Below are 16568 nucleotides of genomic sequence, written 5' to 3'. Positions count from 1 at the left end.
CACGGCGCAGGCCCCCGCATGGAACGTCGGTGGGGGCCACGACGGCGGATTTGGCCCGTGCCGCGGAGGGGCGCCTTTTCCGCGCTCGCGACCCGTCACGGGTGGATCGGGGGCAGTTTCCGGCGCTTTCGGCTGCGGGGACCGTTGCGGTACGTGTCCCGGTCGCGGGCCAGCAGGAGGTAGCCGACGATGCTGAGTGCCGCACAGCAGCCGGCGAGGATGAGGCCGAGTGGCTGGCGGTCGCCGGTCAGAGAGTTCGCCGCGTGTGTCAACTGCGCTGCCCCGAGGGCGAGTCCGCCCCACCCCGCGAGGGTGCTGGCGCGCCTGCGGTGCTGCCGCCGGACGAACCACATGCCAATGGCAAGGCAGATGACACCACCAGCGCCGAAAGCCACCGCAATGAACATCCCCGCCTCCGGGGCAAGCGTACCGATCCGGAAGACGGAGCAGGAGTGCGCGCCGACGGTCACTTCGGGGGTCGTTGGCGGCGTGCCCGAAAGATCACCCGAAGCCAGGGCCGAAGCCAGGGCCGAAGCCAGGGCCGAAACCGTGGCCGTGCAGGAGTGCGAATCGCAGGAGTTCGCCGACGATGCCCGCGTTGCCCATCGCCCAGCCGGTGCAGGGTTCGAGGTCGGCAGGGGTGGCCCGGTGCTCGACGTTGGACCAGCGGGCGCCCTCGCTGTCGCGGGTCGCGCGGGCGGTGAGGTCCGTGACGAGGACGTGGGCGAAGTCGTACGCGTCCTGTTGCTCGGCGATCCGGTCGCAGGCCAGGGCGAGGACGCCGGCGGTGCCGCAGCAGCGGCCGTTGTTGTCCCAGAAGCCGGGGCGCAGCCGTTGGGGCAGGCCGGAGTGGGTGACCGTGTGCCAGCAGCGGTCGGCGAGGGCGGCCCAGGAGGGGTCGGCGGTGATGTCCCGCAGCAGCCGGAAGACCTCGGCGTCCCCGGCCGGGCCGTGGCACCAGCCGTAGCTGAACGGCTCGATCAGCTCGGGGCGGTACTGAGGTGTGGAGTGCCGCACCAGGAAGCCCTCCGGACCCGCTTCGTCGCGCGCGACGACGTCCGCGGCGCCGGCCAGGGCCAGTTCGAGCAGGTCCGGGCGTCCGGTGGCGTCGCCGACGCGGGCAAGCGCGAGGACGATGCCGAGCGTGCCGTGCGAGATGTGATGCAGACGCGCCTCGACACCGGTGCGGTGGGGCCAGTGGACGCCGGCCGGAGTCTGCTCCGCCGTGCGGAGGTAGGGCTCCACGGCGAGGACGGCCAGTTCGGGGTCGCCGGACAGGAGTGCGCCGAGGCCGATTCCCGCGTTGCCGCCCAGCAGCTCGAACAGGTCGCTCCAGCGGGTGCCGTCGAAGCGTGCCCGCACGAGACGCAACGCGCGGTCGGCGGCGGTTCCGGCGGCCGCGTCGCCGAGTTCCTCGTGAACGGCCCGCAGGACGAGCGCCATTCCGGTACGGCCGAAGTAGAGGGAGTCGCCGTCCATGCCGTCGACCGAGTCCGCGATGCTGCGGGCCGCGCGCAGGGCGGCGTCGGCGTAGGAGTCGTCGTCGAAGTACCGCCATGCCTCCAGGAGTACGGGGACGATCCCGGCCGTACCGCTGTAGAGGCTCGGGTTGAGGCTGTCGTCCGAAGGCCTCGTCGCCCAGGCGAGACCGCCCCCGGCCGTCTCCCGCGCAACCCCGGTCAGCCACCGCAGCCCCTCCACCGCGAGTTCCTCGACCTCGTGGACCACTCCCGGTGCTGCCGTCATGGGCCCACTCTCGCATGGTCGAAACCGGCCGGCGGAACCGTGGGCGGAAGTGAGGTCGTCGCGTGACCGTGACGAACTCTCGGCTGTTGTCGCGGCCCGCGCATCCCGACGACGTGGACGGGATCACCGACCTCCACACACCGGCCCTGCGGCGTATCTGCCGGGCGGGCGCCTGTCGGACGGGGACGGTCCGCGGGCTTCGCTAGATCGACAACGGCACCTGGTGAATCTCGTCCGCCGGATGGCCCGCGCGTTCGTGGACGCGCTTGACCGCCTCGGCCGAGGGGGCCTCGGAGAGGCAGTAGACGTTGCCGGAGTCCGGGTCGGCCCAGGCCCGCTCGAAGTGCACGCCCTCGTCCTTCTCGATGGCGAGGTCGGCCTCGTGGGCGTCCTTGAGCTGGTCGGCGGTGAGACCCGTCATTCCATGATGTACGTCCATGAACTGGGGCATGGCTGCCACCTCCTGTTCTGCTCCTCCTCCATGCTGCGCCCGCCGGGTCCGCCCCGCGCGCTACCGCAGCACGGGTATCCCTTCGGGGACGCGCCACCACGGGAGTCGTCCTCAGGGTGTACGAAGGGCCCCGGACCTGGGTCCGGGGCCCTTCGCCCAGCTGATGTGTCCGCTCAGCCGCACTGGCAGGGGCTGCCCGACTGGCAGCCGCAGCCGCAGCCCGAACCGCAGCCGCAGGCGCCGATGACCAGGAGGTTCTTGATCTCGGCGGGCTGGTCGGTCTCTCGCTCCTGCGTGGGGTCGGGCGTGGTGCTGGGGGATTCGGCCATGGATCCTCCCGGAGTTCCCTGGATGCCCTAGAGGTAGGGCCTTGACCATTCCATGCCCGTTTCTCCGGGCGCATCAACAGCGCACGGCGGCGCATGGGGGTGCCCCGCGCCCGTTCCGCACCCCGTGAGCCCCACTCCGCCGGGCGGTTACGCCCCCTCTGTGCCCGTCACCGGCTGGATGTCGGGCTGCAGGTCGTCCGCGTGCTCGCCGGTGACCAGGAAGACGACGCGCTTGGCGACGGCGACGGCGTGGTCGGCGTACCGCTCGTAGTAGCGGCCGAGGAGGGTCACGTCGACGGCGGTCTCGATGCCGTGCTTCCAGCGGTCGTCCAGCAGGTGCTGGAAGATCGTGCGGTGCAGCAGGTCCATCTCGTCGTCGTCCTGCTCCAGCTGCAGGGCCAGGTCGACGTCCTTGGTGATGATCACCTCGGCGGCCTTGGCCATCAGGCGCTGCGCGAGCTGCCCCATCTCCAGGACGGTCGCGTGCAGGTCGTGGGGGATGGCGTTCGCCGGGTAGCGGAGCCGGGCCAGCTTGGCCACGTGCTGCGCCAGGTCGCCGGAGCGCTCCAGGTCGGCGGACATGCGCAGCGAGGTGACGACGATCCGCAGGTCGGTCGCCACCGGCTGCTGGCGGGCGAGGAGGGCTATCGCGCGCGCCTCCAGGTCGTGGTGGAGTTCGTCCACCTTCTGGTCGGCCTCGATGACGCTCTCGGCGAGCTTGAGGTCGGCGTCGAGGATCGCCGTCGTGGCGCGCCCGATCGCCGATCCGACCAGCCGGGCCATGTCGACCAGGCTGTCGCCGATCGAGTCGAGTTCCTCGTGGTACGCGTCCCGCATGGGTTCCCTCTCCTACGTGTGTTCCAGGGGGCTCCGTGGGCCGGGGCCGCCCGTGGCCGAAACCAGCTGCGAACCCCACGCTTCCACGTTCCGGTCTCAACGCGACCGTTTCTGCCACCCCAAATGAACCAATACTGGCTCCAAGGTGAACTCTGGGCGACGAGTGTTCGAGCTGACACCTCGCGGACTGTGGGGATGTCGTACCCCCTGCTTAACCTGTTTGCATGGACGTGAACGCGGCGGTCGCCGCAGCGGCAGCGATCGCCGGGGTGCTCACCGGTGTCATCGCCATGCTGGCGTTCCGCTGGAGCGAACGCGACCAGAAGCGACCGACCAGGACTTCTCTGCACACCGACCCCGTACTGCCCCCGGGCGTGGACACCGTGCTGAGCGTGCTGCGCTCCTCCGCGGTCGTTCTGGACGAGGCCGACGCGGTTGTCAAGGCGAGCTCGGCGGCCTACGCCCTCGGACTCGTGCGCGGCGGGAAACTCGCCATCGAGCCGATGCTCGGAATGGCCCGGGACACCCGGCGCGACGGCGAGATACGACAGGTCGAGCTGGACCTCCCGAGGCGGGGGACCGGGCGGGGCGAGGCCCTGGCCGTCTCCGCCCGGGTGGCACCCCTCGGCTCCCGGCTCGTGCTGCTCCTCGTCGAGGACCTCACCGAGGCCCGCCGCATCGAGGCGGTACGCCGCGACTTCGTGGCGAATGTCAGCCACGAACTGAAGACCCCGGTCGGCGCGCTCTCCCTGCTCTCCGAGGCCGTCATGGACGCCTCGGACGACCCGGAGGCCGTGCAGCGCTTCGCCGGTCGCATGCAGATCGAGGCCACTCGCCTGACCAACCTGGTCCAGGAGCTGATCGATCTGTCGAGAGTGCAGAACGACGATCCGCTGGAGGACGCCGAGCCGGTCCGGGTCGACGAGCTGGTCGCCGAGGCGATCGACCGGTGCCGGCACCAGGCCGGCGCCAAGCAGATCACCATGGCCGCCGGCGGCACCGCCGACCTGCATGTCTGGGGCAACCGCGGCCAGCTGGCCGCCGCCCTCGGCAACCTGGTCGAGAACGCCGTCAACTACTCGCCGGCCCGCACCCGGGTGGGGATAGCCGCCCGCCGGGTCGGCGTGCCCGGTGGCGACATGATCGAGCTCGCCGTGACCGACCAGGGCATCGGCATCTCCGACAAGGACAAGGAGCGCATCTTCGAGCGCTTCTACCGCGTCGACCCGGCCCGCTCACGGGCCACCGGTGGCACCGGTCTCGGTCTCGCCATCGTCAAGCACGTGGTCGCCTCGCACGGCGGGGAGGTCACGGTGTGGAGCGCCGAGAACCAGGGCTCCACGTTCACCCTCAGGCTGCCGGAGGCGGGCGTGGCCCGCGACCGCGCGTCGCAGCACCCCGACCCCGACCTCGACGACGAGGCCGGTACCACCGAGTCATCCCCGTACGAACCGCTTCCCGCCCCGGAGGTCCTTCCGTGACCCGAGTGCTCGTCGTCGAGGACGAGGAGTCCTTCTCCGACGCCCTGTCGTACATGCTCCGCAAAGAGGGCTTCGAGGTCGCCGTGGCGGCCACGGGCCCCGACGGACTCGACGAGTTCGAGCGCAACGGCGCCGACCTCGTCCTCCTCGACCTGATGCTGCCGGGGCTGCCCGGTACCGAGGTCTGCCGCCAGCTGCGCGGCCGGTCCAACGTCCCCGTCATCATGGTGACGGCCAAGGACAGCGAGATCGACAAGGTTGTCGGGCTCGAAATAGGAGCCGATGACTACGTCACCAAGCCCTTCTCCTCCCGCGAGCTGGTCGCCCGCATCCGCGCGGTGCTCCGCCGCCGGGGCGAGCCGGAGGAGGTCACCCCGGCCGCCCTCGAAGCGGGCCCGGTCCGCATGGACGTCGACCGCCACGTGGTGACGGTCTCCGGCTCCAAGGTCGACCTCCCGCTCAAGGAGTTCGACCTCCTGGAGATGCTGCTGCGCAACGCCGGCCGCGTCCTCACCCGCATGCAGCTCATCGACCGTGTCTGGGGCGCCGACTACGTCGGCGACACCAAGACCCTCGACGTCCACGTCAAGCGCCTGCGCGCCAAGATCGAGCCGGACCCGGGCGCCCCGCGCTACCTGGTGACGGTCCGCGGTCTCGGCTACAAGTTTGAACCGTAAAAACCCGCCCGTGCCGAGTCGGCGGACGGAGTCCGGCGCAGCATCCCGAGGCCCGCGCAGCGGTGCGAGGGGTGCGTCGGGGACGGTGTCCGGGCCGTGAACCGCTGAGCTGTGCCTGCGGCCGTACGGAGAAGGGCGGCACCCTCAGGGGTGCCGCCCTTCCCATGTTGCCGGTGCGGCTGGTCAGCCCGCGTTCGTCGACTCGGAGGCCGAGTCGGTCGGGGTGGCCGAGGCGCTCTCGGACTCCTTGTTCTTCTTGCCGGGCTTGGCGCTCCCGCTCGCCGTGGAGCCGGCGGCCGGGGTGGTGGAAGTGGACGGCGAGGCGGACGGCACCGCGCTCGGGCCCCAGCCCGTGAAGTAGTTCTCGGCCGGCACGACGAACGCGCGCAGGCTCACGTCACCGGTCTTGCTGAAGGTGAACGTGATCTTCTGCGCGTTGCCGTCGCTGACCGCCTCGCGGCTGCTGGCCAGCACCGCGGAGGCGTTGTCCTTGCCGCCGAGGATCAGCCGGCCGCCGCCCTGGATGGTCAGCGGCTGCGACTTGGTGGCGTGCAGCTCGGCGGTCTTGCCGGTGCCGGCGACGACGATCGACTGGAGCGTCTCCGGCTCGGTGCCGGTGTTGAAGATCGTCGCGGAGATCACGGCCGGCCCGGTCGACGTGAGGTCGGGCTGGGTGATCACGGTCGCGTTCTGGACCTTGATGTCGCCGACACTCGTCGCCGCGTTGTCAGGCTTGATCTCCAGCGTCTGGGAGTCGTTGCCGGCGCCGCAGGCTGCGAGCGCGGCGACGGAGAAGGCGATGGCGGAGGCGGCGAGGGCGCCGCGTCGAAGGCTGCTGCTCACGGCGGCGGCAACTCCTTGAACGCACGGGCGGCCCCCTGATAAAGCCGCCCTAAGTGTCTGTCAGCGGCCTTAGGTTACCGAGCCGTTCCCGCGCCGCCGCACCCGACCCTCCCCAAGCCCCTCGCTTCCCTCGAGCAGGGGGTACCCACGGGCATCCGCAAGTGCCCCTGCGGTCACTTTGGTGCGACGCTCGTGCGGCATTCACATAACCCGTCCACAACACCGCGCGCAAAATTTCCGTGAAGGAATGCGCGGCCGGCGGGAGAATTGATCACACAGTGCTTCAGGAGCGGCTTCACGTACCGTTCAGTCGGACCCCGTGATCAATTCCGGAAACGTCCGGGATCCGGCTCCGGCAACCGAACGGAGTAGCGGAAGTCGTACGCCTGGAACCGGACATATGTGGACGTTCGACCGCTTGGGCGAGCCTCCGGATGTGTGTAACGTGTGCGTTTCACCTCGCCCGGAGAGCGGCTCCGACCTGCGAATACCTGTTTCCGGACGGCTCGCGAAGCACGTTCCTGTTGCTGTTGTCAAGCCCCGAGATATGCCCTGACCTGCGAAAACGCCATTCAGAACCGCCGGTTTCCGTGTTACTCTGGATAGCCACGGAAGGGGTACCTGTCACATGACGTTCAAGGTTGGCGACACCGTGGTCTATCCCCATCACGGGGCCGCGCTGATCGAGGCCATCGAAACTCGCCAGATCAAAGGCGTGGACAAGACCTACTTGGTGCTGAAGGTCGCCCAGGGTGACCTGACGGTACGTGTGCCAGCGGACAATGCGGAGTTCGTCGGCGTGCGTGATGTGGTCGGTCAGGACGGGCTGGACCGGGTCTTCGAGGTGCTGCGCGCGCCGTACGCCGAGGAGCCCACGAACTGGTCGCGTCGTTACAAGGCAAACCTGGAGAAGCTCGCCTCCGGCGATGTCATCAAGGTCGCGGAAGTCGTGCGTGACCTGTGGCGTCGTGAGCGCGAGCGCGGACTCTCCGCCGGTGAGAAGCGCATGCTCGCCAAGGCCCGCCAGATCCTGGTGAGCGAACTCGCCCTCGCGGAGAACACGAACGAGGACAAGGCCGAGGCCCTGCTCGACGAGGTCCTCGCGTCCTGACGCAGTCCAGCTCAGCACGCTGAAGCTCCGCACCACCCGAGATGCCGCGGTGCCCGATGACACTTCCTGTCGCCGGGCGCTGCGGCATGTTTGCGTACGCCCTCGGGAAACCCCCGATACTAAGCGTGCCGGGCCCGGGCTGCTGGCTCGACCAGTGTCACGGAAGGGTCCGGTCAAGGCGTCGCGCCCGGCACTTCCCAGGCCATACCCACGCCAGGCCCGCACACAAACCTGACAGGAACCGATGTCTGACGATTCGCGTCCTTCGCGTACGGAACCGCGTACCGCACTGCGCACGGCAGCCGTGATTCCCGCCGCCGGCCGGGGCGTACGGCTCGGTCCGGGCGCCCCCAAGGCGCTGCGCGCGCTGAACGGCACGCCCATGCTCATCCACGCCGTGCGTGCCCTCGCCGCCTCCCGCGCCGTCTCCCTGGTCGTCGTCGTGGCCCCGCCCGACGGCGCGCCCGAGGTCAAGTCCCTCCTCGACGCCCACGCGCTTCCCGACCGCACCGACTTCCTCGTCGTCCCCGGCGGCGAGTCCCGCCAGGAGTCGGTCAAGCTCGGCCTGGACGCGCTGCCCCCCGACTACGACATCGTCCTGGTCCACGACGCCGCCCGCCCCCTCGTCCCCGTCGACACGGTCGACGGGGTGATCCAGGCGGTCCGCGACGGCGCCCCGGCGGTCGTCCCCGCTCTCCCGCTCGCCGACACGGTCAAGGAGGTCGAGCCGGCCACCACTCCGGGCGACCCCGAGCCGGTGCTGGCCACCCCCGAGCGCGCCCGCCTGCGTGCCGTCCAGACCCCGCAGGGCTTCGACCGTACGACGCTGGTCCGCGCCCACGAGACGGTCACCGACAACGTCACCGACGACGCCAGCATGGTCGAGCAGCTCGGCGAACGGGTCGTGGTCGTCCCCGGCCACGAGGAGGCCTTCAAGGTCACCCGTCCCCTCGACCTGGTCCTCGCGGAGGCGGTCCTGGCCCGCAGGAGGCTCAACGATGGCTTCTGAGGTGATCCTCCCCCGGGTGGGTGTCGGCACCGACATCCACGCCTTCGAGGAGGGCCGCGACCTGTGGTGCGCCGGCCTCAAGTGGGAGGGCGAGGGGCCGGGCCTGGCCGGCCACTCGGACGCCGACGTGGTCGCGCACGCGGCGTGCAACGCGCTGTTCTCCGCGGCGGGACTGGGCGACCTGGGGCAGCACTTCGGCACGGGACGACCGCAATGGTCGGGCGCGTCGGGGGTGACCCTGCTGACGGAGGCGGCCCGGATCGTCCGCGCCGCGGGATTCGTGATCGGAAACGTCGCCGTACAGGTCGTAGGCCCACGCCCGAAGATCGGAAAGCGGAGGGACGAGGCCGAGAAGATCCTTACGGAGGCGGCGGGCGCGCCCGTTTCGGTTTCGGGGGCCACCACGGACGGCCTTGGATTTCCCGGCAGGGAAGAGGGGCTTATGGCCATTGCGACGGCCTTGGTCATCAGACAGGGATGACTGGTCCCACTCAAAGGGCGCGGGGAACTACGCGCCCAACCCCCACGAATCCGCACACGACCACAGCGCTTCACATACCGGTGCCATCCACTACCGTCGGCCCACTACCCTAGGTCCCGTGACTATTCGCCTGTACGACACCAACGCCCGGCAGATCCGTGACTTCACCCCGCTCGCCCCGGGCTGTGTCTCGATCTACCTCTGTGGTGCCACCGTGCAGGCGGCGCCCCACATCGGGCACATCCGCTCGGGCCTGAACTTCGACATCATGCGCCGCTGGTTCGAATACCGCGGCTATGACGTGACGTTCATCAGGAACGTCACGGACATCGACGACAAGATCATCACCAAGTCCGCCGCCCAGGGCCGCCCCTGGTGGTCGATCGGCTACGAGAACGAGCGCGCGTTCAACGACGGCTACAGCGCGCTCGGCTGCCTCCCGCCGACGTACGAGCCCCGTGCGACGGGACACGTGCCGGAGATGATCGAGATGATGCGCGGGCTGATCGAGCGCGGACACGCCTACGAGGCCGACGGCAACGTCTACTTCGACGTGCGCTCCTACCCGGACTACCTCCAGCTCTCCAACCAGGAGCTGGACAACCTCCGTCAGCCCGAGGGCGAGGGCGAGACCGGCAAGCGGGACCAGCGGGACTTCGCGCTGTGGAAGTCCGCGAAGCCGGGCGAGCCCAGCTGGGAGACGCCGTGGGGGCGCGGCCGGCCCGGCTGGCACCTGGAGTGCTCGGCGATGGCCCACAAGTACCTCGGCGAGGCCTTCGACATCCACGGCGGCGGCCTCGACCTGATCTTCCCGCACCACGAGAACGAGATCGCCCAGGCCAAGGCGTTCGGCGACGACTTCGCCCAGTACTGGGTGCACAACGCGTGGGTCACCATGAGCGGCGAGAAGATGTCGAAGTCCCTCGGGAACTCGGTGCTCGTCTCGGAGATGGTCAAGCACTGGCGCCCGATCGTGCTGCGCTACTACCTGGGCACGCCGCACTACCGCTCGATGATCGAGTACAGCGAGGAGTCGCTGCGCGAGGCCGAGGCCGCGTTCGCGCGGATCGACGGGTTCGTACAGCGCGTGGTGGAGCTGGCCGGCGGAGCCGTCGAGCCCTCGCCCGAGGTCCCGCCTGCGTTCGCCGAGGCGATGGACGACGACCTGGGCGTCCCGCAGGCGCTCGCGGTCGTGCACACCACCGTCCGGCAGGGCAACTCCGCCCTCGCCGCCGACGACAAGGAAGCGGCCGTCGCCCGCCTCGCCGAGGTCCGGGCCATGCTCGGCGTCCTCGGTCTGGACCCGCTGGACGCGCACTGGTCCGGCGAGGCCGAGAAGGGCGAGGACCTGCACACCGTGGTCGACACCCTCGTACGCCTCGTCCTCGACCAGCGCGAGTCCGCCCGCGCCCGGAAGGACTGGGCGACCGCCGACGCCATCCGCGACCGGCTGGGCCAGTCCGGCCTCGCGATCGAGGACAGCCCGTCGGGCCCGCGCTGGACCCTCAAGGCTTAGCGGCCCCAGCCATCAAGATCGACTGTGCCGCCCGGCCCCCGGGCGGCACACTGCATAAGACGTACGTACGAAACGAAGCTCACGGAGACGGGTAACTCATGGCAGCCAACAACCGCCGCATGTCCGGCAAGAAGGGCGCGCAGGTCGGCAGTGGCGGCCAGCGGCGCCGGGGCCTGGAGGGCAAGGGCCCGACCCCGCCCGCCGAGATGCGCAAGGGCCACAAGAAGAACCGCATCGCCACCGCCAAGACCAAGCAGACCCAGCGCCGTCCGGTGGCGCGCGGCCGGGGCGGCAAGGGCACGTCCGAGCTGGTCGTCGGCCGCAACCCGGTCGTCGAGGCGCTCCGCGAGGGCGTTCCGGCGTCCACCCTCTACGTCCAGCAGTTCATCGACAACGACGAGCGGGTCCGCGAGGCCCTCCAGCTCGCCGCCGAGCGCGGTGGCATCAACCTCATGGAGGCGCCCCGCCCCGAGCTGGACCGCATGACGAACGGCCTCAACCACCAGGGCCTGGTCCTCCAGGTCCCGCCGTACGAGTACGCGCACCCCGAGGACCTGGCCGAGGCGGCCTACGACGAGGGCGAGGACCCGCTGATCGTCGCCCTGGACGGGGTCACCGACCCGCGCAACCTGGGTGCCGTCGTCCGCTCGGTCTCCGCGTTCGGCGGGCACGGTGTGGTCGTCCCCGAGCGGCGCGCGGCCGGTATGACCGCCGGTGCCTGGAAGACGTCGGCCGGTACGGCGGCCCGCACCCCCGTCGCCCGCGCCACGAACCTGACCCGGGCCCTGGAGTCGTACAAGAAGGCCGGCATCGTGGTCGTCGGCCTCGCCGCGGACGGCGAGCACGAGATCGGCGACCTTGAGGCGCTCGGCGGCCCTGTCGTCATCGTCGTCGGCAGCGAGGGCAAGGGCCTGTCCCGGCTGGTCGGGGAAACCTGCGACTTCCGGGTCCGGATCCCGATGCCGGGCGGTGCCGAGTCGCTGAATGCGGGTGTGGCGGCGGGGATCGTGCTGTATCAGGCGGCTCGGCAGCGGGGCTGACGGCGGTACGAAGTGGCGCGCGGCCGGAGCTGAACAGGCGTCCGTAACCTCACCCGCGCGGGGTAATTCCGGCGTCCGGGACATCCTTGACGGGGTCCGGACACATCCGGGCGGTCAAAGCAGTGTCCTAACTCCACGTCACTCGGTTAGATGAGTGTGGACACCAGAACACCCCGCACGCCCACGGGGGACCGCTCGCCGGGATTCCGCTCCGGATTCGCTTCCGGGCCCGACGACGCTCCCGCGCTGAGCATGGTGAAGGTGCCGAGCGATCCGGCGCAGGTCATCGTCAACCACGCGAGCTTCCGCGTGCAGCTGGGCGTATCGACACGGCGTACCCAATCCCCCCGGGTCGCACGGCACCTGAGCGCCACCGAGGACACCACGCGCATCCCGGTCGTCGGCACGGCGGGCAGAGCGGGGGCGGCTCCCGGCCGGCGCCGCCCGGTCGTCTGGAGCGGCAAGTCCGCGCCCGACGACACCGGCGCCCACCGGCTGCTCCAGGCCGTCCGGGGCGGCAGCGTCCGGCATGTCGAGGAGCCCGCGGAACCGGCAGGCGCGACCCAGGTCATCCCGCGCCTCGACGACGGCTACGGCATGCTCGAACAGACCGTCGAGACACCGCTGGTCGGCCACCCGCGCTCCCCGGCCTCCGGCGAGAACCGACTGCTGCCGAACATGCCGGCGGTGGGCAGCGCCTACGACGACCTGGCCTACGGCGACCCGGGCTACGGCGAACCGGCCTACGGCGACGGCGAGTTCGAGGACTTCGAGGAACCGCGGTCTTCCCGGCGGGCCGGTGACGGCGACCCGGCCCGGCACGCGTACTACCCGGGCCGCCGGATGAACCTCGGCGTGGTCCTCCTTCCCCTCCGCGTCTTCCTCGGCTTCATCTCCATCTACGCCGGCATGGGCAAGCTCTGCGACCCCGTCTACTTCGACGGCGGCAAGCGCGGCTCCATGGTCAAGTGGCTCAACACCCTGCACCCCTGGGAAGTGGCCGAGCCGCTGCGCCAGTTCGCCCTCCAGCATCCGGTCGGCTCCGGCCTGGTGATCGCCTTCCTCCAGGTGATCGTCGGCGTCCTGACCGTCCTCGGCTGCTGGCAGCGGGTCGCCGCGGTCGTCGGCGCGCTGCTCTCCGCCGCGCTCATCGTCACCGTCAGCTGGAAGACCGTCCCCGCCTACGACGCCCCCGACATCATCTACCTCGCCGCCTGGTCGCCGCTGATCATCGCCGGTGCCCCCGTCTACTCCGTGGACGGCCGCCTCGCGGGCAGCGCCTGGCGACGCCTCGGCCCCCATTCCGACATCTGGGACCTGCGCGCCTACGTGCTCCGCCGGGGCGCCCTGATCACCGCCGTCACCATCGGCCTCACCCTGCTGGTCGGCTCGCTCCTGGGCGGCGCGGTCCGCGACTCCAGCCGCGTGGTCGTCCCCGGCCCCGGCGAGGCGCCCCGCAACAACCTCCCCGGCTCCACGCTGCCCGGCGAGTCGACCAAGCCGCGCCACCGGACTCCGCCGGCCTCCACGGCTCCCTCCGGGGGCGCCACGTCCAGCCCCTCCCAGTCGGCGACCACCCCGAGCGCCGACAGCAGCACGAGCGGCGCCACCACCACAACCCCCAGCGAGACCCAGGGCACCACGGGCCAGGCCCCGCCCCGGCACACCGCCCCCGCACCGACCACAGCGGGCCCCACCTCGGGCGGCACCGCAACCGGCGGCACCTCCTCGACGACCGGCGGGACCGGCAACAACACCGGCAGCACCGCCGGCGGCGCCTCCTCCTCGGGCCAGCCAGGCCTGGTGGGCGGCCTCCTCGGCTGACAGTCGGTTCACTCGGACGCAGCCCCGCGCTTCAGAGGCGCGGGGCTGCGGCGTACCAGGCGCACCGAAGGGGTGCCGTCTGCCGTCTGCCGTCTGCGGCGCCGTCGTGGCCGGTCGCGCAGTTCCCCGCGCCCCTCACGGGGCGCTGCCGAACCGGGGCGGCCTTCACCGACCCCGCAGCAGACGACGGCGCACCACCCCCGAAGGGGCGCGGGGAACTGCGCGCCAAGCCCCCACGAACCGACAGTCGACCGTGGCGGTTCGCGCGCCCGAAGGGGCGCGGGGAACTGCGCGACCAGCCCCCACGAACCGACAGCCGACGAACCGGCCGTCACCACCCCCCTCGGCCTACCTCCCCAACGCGGCCAACTCCTTCGCCGCCTCCGTAAGATCCTTCGCCGTGTCGATCGCCCGCCAGTACGCCCCCTGCGGAATCGGGAACCCGGCCAGCTGCCGGCTCCGGGCCAGGTGCGGGAACGTGGTCCGCTCGTGGTCCCCGCGCTCGGGGAGCATCGCGGCGAACTCGGGGGAGAAGACGTAGACGCCCGCGTTGATCTCGAACGTGGACGGCGGCGCCTCGATGAAGTCCGTGATGTGGCCGAAGCCGTCCGTCTTCACGGCGCCCCACGGAATCCGCGGACGCGCCAGCGCCAGCGTCGCCACCGCGTCCCGCTCCGTGTGGAAGTCGGCCATGTCGCGCAGCGAGAACCGCGTCCAGATGTCGCCGTTCGTTGCATACCAGGACCGGTCGGCATGCGGCAGATGCGCGGCCGCGTACCTGAGGCCGCCGCCCCGGCCGAGCGGCTCGGTCTCCACCACCGTCGTGACGGACAGCGGCAGGTCGGCCGTCGCCAGCCACTTCTGCAGGACCTCGGCGAGATGGCCGCAGGAGACCACCACGTCGGTGACGCCCTCCTCGGCGAGCCAGGTCAACTGGTGGCCGATGATCGGCGTGCCCGTACCCGGGATCTCGACCATCGGCTTGGGCCGGTCGTCGGTGTACGGACGAAGCCGTGAGCCCTGGCCACCGGCCAGGACCACGGCTTGAGTGGGGCGCAACGCGGCGTTCGGATGGGTCATGCCCGAACTGTACGACGCGCCCCGGGGTCGGCTTCCCGCCGCGGGCGGCCCCTTAAGGAGCCGTTACCCACTTCCCAACCGGCGTTGGGCCCGTGCTAACTGTGCGCGGCCAGCACACCGGACGCGAAGGACGTGTCGCAGACCGGGCGGGCGTACGACTGGGCGCGCGAGGCGCCGTAGATGCGCACCGCGGCCCGGCCCAGCGCGCGGGCGATGGACGTGCAGTGCTGCGCCAGCGACGGGTGGCCGTTCACCGCCTGCTGGAGGTGGGTGAGGACCTGGCCCGGGTTCTTGTCCTGGAGCTCGGTCATCAACTGGTCGCGCAGCACGTCCTGCGGGGCCTGGGAGACGGCCTTGGAGGAGACGTGCGCGTCGGTCACGTCGGTCGCGGTGAGCACCGAGCTCCGCGGGGACCCGGTCCAGTTGACGCGGGTGACCGCGAGGGTCCCGGAGAGCACCAGGACGACGGGCAGGACAAGGGCGAGCGTGCGGCCGATCCGGCGGGCAGGGCCGCCCCGGTGGCCACGTCGCGTCTGAGGGGTGGTGGAGTGCTTCACGCGTGTGAGGGTAGCGTGCGGTAATGATTTGGCGACATTTGGTCACCGGTTCGGGGGACGGGGAAGTGCCGTGTTTCGGGTACGGGGTTGACGCACGCTGCTCGAAAACCACCCGCTTGCCGGGGTAAATCGGGGCAACGGAAAGGGCCCCGCAGCAGGCCGCGGGGCCCTTTCCGTCAACCTGGGTGAATTCACCCTGGTCAGAGGTTTCTCTGCTTGATTACCCGGCTTGATTACTCAGTCGGACAGACGCTCGCCCGTGGACGTCGAGAACACGTGGGTCTCGCCCGGCCGCGGCACGACGTGCAGCGTGGCGCCCTTCTCCGGGACCGCGCGGCCGCTGACGCGGACGACCAGGTCCTTGAGGTCCTCGCCGACCTTGGCGCTGCCGTAGACGTAGCCGTCGGCGCCGAGCTCCTCGACGACGTTCACGGAGACCGCGAGACCGGCGGGGGCGTCCTCGGCGTCCTTGGACAGGGCCGACGCGGCCTCGCCGTTGTGCTCGACGATGTCGAAGTGCTCGGGGCGGACGCCGACGGTCACCGTGCGGTCGCCCTTGTCGCTGGCGGCCTTCAGCGCGTCGCGGTTCACCGGCACCACGCTGTTGCCGAACTTCACGCCGCCGTCGGTGATCGGGACCTCGACCAGGTTCATGGCGGGGGAGCCGATGAAGCCGGCGACGAAGAGGTTGGCCGGGCGGTCGTACATGTTGCGCGGCGAGTCGACCTGCTGGAGCAGACCGTCCTTGAGGACCGCGACCCGGTCGCCCATCGTCATGGCCTCGACCTGGTCGTGGGTGACGTAGACGGTGGTGATGCCGAGACGCCGCTGCAGCGACGCGATCTGCGTACGGGTCGAGACGCGGAGCTTGGCGTCCAGGTTGGACAGCGGCTCGTCCATGAGGAAGACCTGCGGCTCACGGACGATGGCGCGGCCCATCGCGACACGCTGGCGCTGACCACCGGAGAGCGCCTTCGGCTTGCGGTCCAGGTACTCGGTGAGGTCGAGGATCTTCGCGGCCTCCTCGACCTTCTGCCGGATCTCCGCCTTGTTGACGCCGGCGATCTTGAGCGCGAAGCCCATGTTGTCGGCGACCGTCATGTGCGGGTAGAGGGCGTAGTTCTGGAACACCATGGCGATGTCCCGGTCCTTCGGCGGCAGGTGCGTGACGTCGCGGTCACCGATGCGGATGGCGCCGCCGTTGACGTCCTCCAGGCCCGCGAGCATCCGCAGCGAGGTGGACTTTCCGCAGCCCGACGGGCCGACCAGGACGAGGAACTCGCCGTCTTCGATCGCGATGTCGAGGCCGTCGACGGCGGGCTTGGTGGAACCCGGGTAGATCCGGGTCGCCTTGTCGAACGTGACAGTGGCCATGGCTCAGAGGCCCCCTTCTACCGGCAGGAACGTGCCGGACGATCCGTTGTAGGAAGGTGGTTGGTGTAGCCCACTCGGGTAGACCACGCGAGTGAACCGGATCAGGACGGTACCTGGCGTTCACCCTGTATGTCAGTACCTGGAGCCCTGTGAACTTCGCGGAAATTTTCGACAGGCCCCGCCGGGGACGTGGGTACACTGCACGAGGCACA

At 70.6% G+C, this 16568-nt stretch carries 17 protein-coding genes; 8 read left to right on the top strand and 9 right to left on the bottom strand.

Going from position 1 to position 16568, the window contains the following annotated elements:
* Window positions 1–95: 95 nt before the first annotated feature.
* The 5 genes from OHB00_RS23685 to phoU all read right to left on the bottom strand — a co-directional run bounded on the left by OHB00_RS23685 (window position 96) and on the right by phoU (window position 3363).
* Window positions 96–470, bottom strand: coding sequence for a hypothetical protein (locus OHB00_RS23685; protein ID WP_406437332.1), 375 nt, complete (start codon window positions 468–470; stop codon window positions 96–98).
* 31 nt (window positions 471–501) lie between these two features.
* Window positions 502–1746 carry a lanthionine synthetase LanC family protein gene (locus tag OHB00_RS23680; protein ID WP_406437331.1) on the bottom strand — a complete coding sequence of 415 codons (1245 nt, stop codon included), beginning with the start codon at window positions 1744–1746 and terminating at the stop codon, window positions 502–504.
* A 202-nt stretch (window positions 1747–1948) separates the two neighbouring features.
* Window positions 1949–2197 carry an SCO4226 family nickel-binding protein gene (locus OHB00_RS23675; RefSeq protein WP_406445961.1) on the bottom strand — a complete coding sequence of 83 codons (249 nt, stop codon included), beginning with the start codon at window positions 2195–2197 and terminating at the stop codon, window positions 1949–1951.
* A 173-nt stretch (window positions 2198–2370) separates the two neighbouring features.
* Window positions 2371–2526, bottom strand: coding sequence for a hypothetical protein (locus tag OHB00_RS23670; RefSeq protein WP_167391710.1), 156 nt, complete (start codon window positions 2524–2526; stop codon window positions 2371–2373).
* A gap of 147 nt (window positions 2527–2673) precedes the next feature.
* Window positions 2674–3363, bottom strand: a complete 690-nt coding sequence (gene phoU, locus OHB00_RS23665) for a phosphate signaling complex protein PhoU (RefSeq protein WP_365791522.1) — start codon at window positions 3361–3363, stop codon at window positions 2674–2676.
* Window positions 3364–3587: 224 nt separating this feature from the next.
* Here phoU and OHB00_RS23660 point away from each other — a divergent pair, with 224 nt between their 5' ends.
* Window positions 3588–4844, top strand: coding sequence for a sensor histidine kinase (locus OHB00_RS23660; protein ID WP_406437328.1), 1257 nt, complete (start codon window positions 3588–3590; stop codon window positions 4842–4844).
* Window positions 4841–5521 (top strand): response regulator transcription factor, encoded by a 681-nt coding sequence (locus tag OHB00_RS23655; RefSeq protein WP_010358452.1) that lies wholly within the window; start codon window positions 4841–4843, stop codon window positions 5519–5521. Before OHB00_RS23660 ends, OHB00_RS23655 begins: the two co-directional genes overlap by 4 nt.
* 183 nt (window positions 5522–5704) lie before the next feature.
* Here the strand turns inward: OHB00_RS23655 and OHB00_RS23650 are convergent, their stop codons facing one another.
* Entirely contained in the window at window positions 5705–6364 is a 660-nt protein-coding gene (locus tag OHB00_RS23650) for a DUF461 domain-containing protein (protein WP_406437326.1), read from the bottom strand.
* A 628-nt stretch (window positions 6365–6992) separates the two neighbouring features.
* Between OHB00_RS23650 and OHB00_RS23645 the strand changes: the two genes are divergently transcribed.
* The 6 genes from OHB00_RS23645 to OHB00_RS23620 all read left to right on the top strand — a co-directional run bounded on the left by OHB00_RS23645 (window position 6993) and on the right by OHB00_RS23620 (window position 13345).
* Window positions 6993–7475, top strand: coding sequence for a CarD family transcriptional regulator (locus tag OHB00_RS23645; protein ID WP_003953493.1), 483 nt, complete (start codon window positions 6993–6995; stop codon window positions 7473–7475).
* Between the two features lie 244 nt (window positions 7476–7719).
* On the top strand, window positions 7720–8484 hold the full coding sequence (gene ispD / locus OHB00_RS23640; protein WP_406437324.1) for a 2-C-methyl-D-erythritol 4-phosphate cytidylyltransferase: 765 nt from the start codon (window positions 7720–7722) through the stop codon (window positions 8482–8484).
* Window positions 8474–8965: a 2-C-methyl-D-erythritol 2,4-cyclodiphosphate synthase gene (ispF, locus tag OHB00_RS23635; RefSeq protein ID WP_406437322.1), complete on the top strand. Its 492-nt coding sequence runs from the start codon at window positions 8474–8476 to the stop codon at window positions 8963–8965. Before ispD ends, ispF begins: the two co-directional genes overlap by 11 nt.
* Before the next feature lie 118 nt (window positions 8966–9083).
* Window positions 9084–10481: a cysteine--tRNA ligase gene (gene cysS, locus OHB00_RS23630; protein WP_406437320.1), complete on the top strand. Its 1398-nt coding sequence runs from the start codon at window positions 9084–9086 to the stop codon at window positions 10479–10481.
* A 98-nt stretch (window positions 10482–10579) separates the two neighbouring features.
* Entirely contained in the window at window positions 10580–11521 is a 942-nt protein-coding gene (gene rlmB, locus OHB00_RS23625) for a 23S rRNA (guanosine(2251)-2'-O)-methyltransferase RlmB (protein WP_406437318.1), read from the top strand.
* A gap of 150 nt (window positions 11522–11671) precedes the next feature.
* On the top strand, window positions 11672–13345 hold the full coding sequence (locus OHB00_RS23620; RefSeq protein ID WP_406437316.1) for a DoxX family protein: 1674 nt from the start codon (window positions 11672–11674) through the stop codon (window positions 13343–13345).
* 348 nt (window positions 13346–13693) lie between these two features.
* Here the strand turns inward: OHB00_RS23620 and OHB00_RS23615 are convergent, their stop codons facing one another.
* The 3 genes from OHB00_RS23615 to OHB00_RS23605 all read right to left on the bottom strand — a co-directional run bounded on the left by OHB00_RS23615 (window position 13694) and on the right by OHB00_RS23605 (window position 16356).
* Window positions 13694–14425: an NDP-sugar synthase gene (locus OHB00_RS23615; protein WP_406437314.1), complete on the bottom strand. Its 732-nt coding sequence runs from the start codon at window positions 14423–14425 to the stop codon at window positions 13694–13696.
* 95 nt (window positions 14426–14520) lie between these two features.
* Entirely contained in the window at window positions 14521–14982 is a 462-nt protein-coding gene (locus OHB00_RS23610; protein WP_406437312.1) for a hypothetical protein, read from the bottom strand.
* A gap of 237 nt (window positions 14983–15219) precedes the next feature.
* The gene (locus OHB00_RS23605; RefSeq protein ID WP_406437310.1) at window positions 15220–16356 is read right to left on the bottom strand and encodes an ABC transporter ATP-binding protein; all 1137 of its coding nucleotides are present in this window, start codon (window positions 16354–16356) and stop codon (window positions 15220–15222) included.
* Window positions 16357–16568: the final 212 nt, after the last annotated feature.

Source organism: Streptomyces sp. NBC_00631, from assembly GCF_045206895.1.
Taxonomy (GTDB): Bacteria; Actinomycetota; Actinomycetes; order Streptomycetales; family Streptomycetaceae; genus Streptomyces.
The sequence above is the reverse complement of the archived record's forward strand: the minus strand, read 5'-3'. Positions and strand labels throughout refer to the sequence as shown.

Excerpts from the sequence above, each read along its gene's own strand:
- OHB00_RS23675 (WP_406445961.1), bottom strand. The coding sequence starts at position 2,197 with ATGCCCCAGTTCATGGACGTACATCATGGAATGACGGGTCTCACCGCC.
- OHB00_RS23645 (WP_003953493.1), top strand. The coding sequence starts at position 6,993 with ATGACGTTCAAGGTTGGCGACACCGTGGTCTATCCCCATCACGGGGCC.
- OHB00_RS23615 (WP_406437314.1), bottom strand. The coding sequence starts at position 14,425 with ATGACCCATCCGAACGCCGCGTTGCGCCCCACTCAAGCCGTGGTCCTG.
- ispF (WP_406437322.1), top strand. The coding sequence starts at position 8,474 with ATGGCTTCTGAGGTGATCCTCCCCCGGGTGGGTGTCGGCACCGACATC.
- ispD (WP_406437324.1), top strand. The coding sequence starts at position 7,720 with ATGTCTGACGATTCGCGTCCTTCGCGTACGGAACCGCGTACCGCACTG.
- phoU (WP_365791522.1), bottom strand. The coding sequence starts at position 3,363 with ATGCGGGACGCGTACCACGAGGAACTCGACTCGATCGGCGACAGCCTG.
- OHB00_RS23660 (WP_406437328.1), top strand. The coding sequence starts at position 3,588 with ATGGACGTGAACGCGGCGGTCGCCGCAGCGGCAGCGATCGCCGGGGTG.
- OHB00_RS23605 (WP_406437310.1), bottom strand. The coding sequence starts at position 16,356 with ATGGCCACTGTCACGTTCGACAAGGCGACCCGGATCTACCCGGGTTCC.
- rlmB (WP_406437318.1), top strand. The coding sequence starts at position 10,580 with ATGGCAGCCAACAACCGCCGCATGTCCGGCAAGAAGGGCGCGCAGGTC.
- OHB00_RS23680 (WP_406437331.1), bottom strand. The coding sequence starts at position 1,746 with ATGACGGCAGCACCGGGAGTGGTCCACGAGGTCGAGGAACTCGCGGTG.
- OHB00_RS23670 (WP_167391710.1), bottom strand. The coding sequence starts at position 2,526 with ATGGCCGAATCCCCCAGCACCACGCCCGACCCCACGCAGGAGCGAGAG.
- OHB00_RS23620 (WP_406437316.1), top strand. The coding sequence starts at position 11,672 with ATGAGTGTGGACACCAGAACACCCCGCACGCCCACGGGGGACCGCTCG.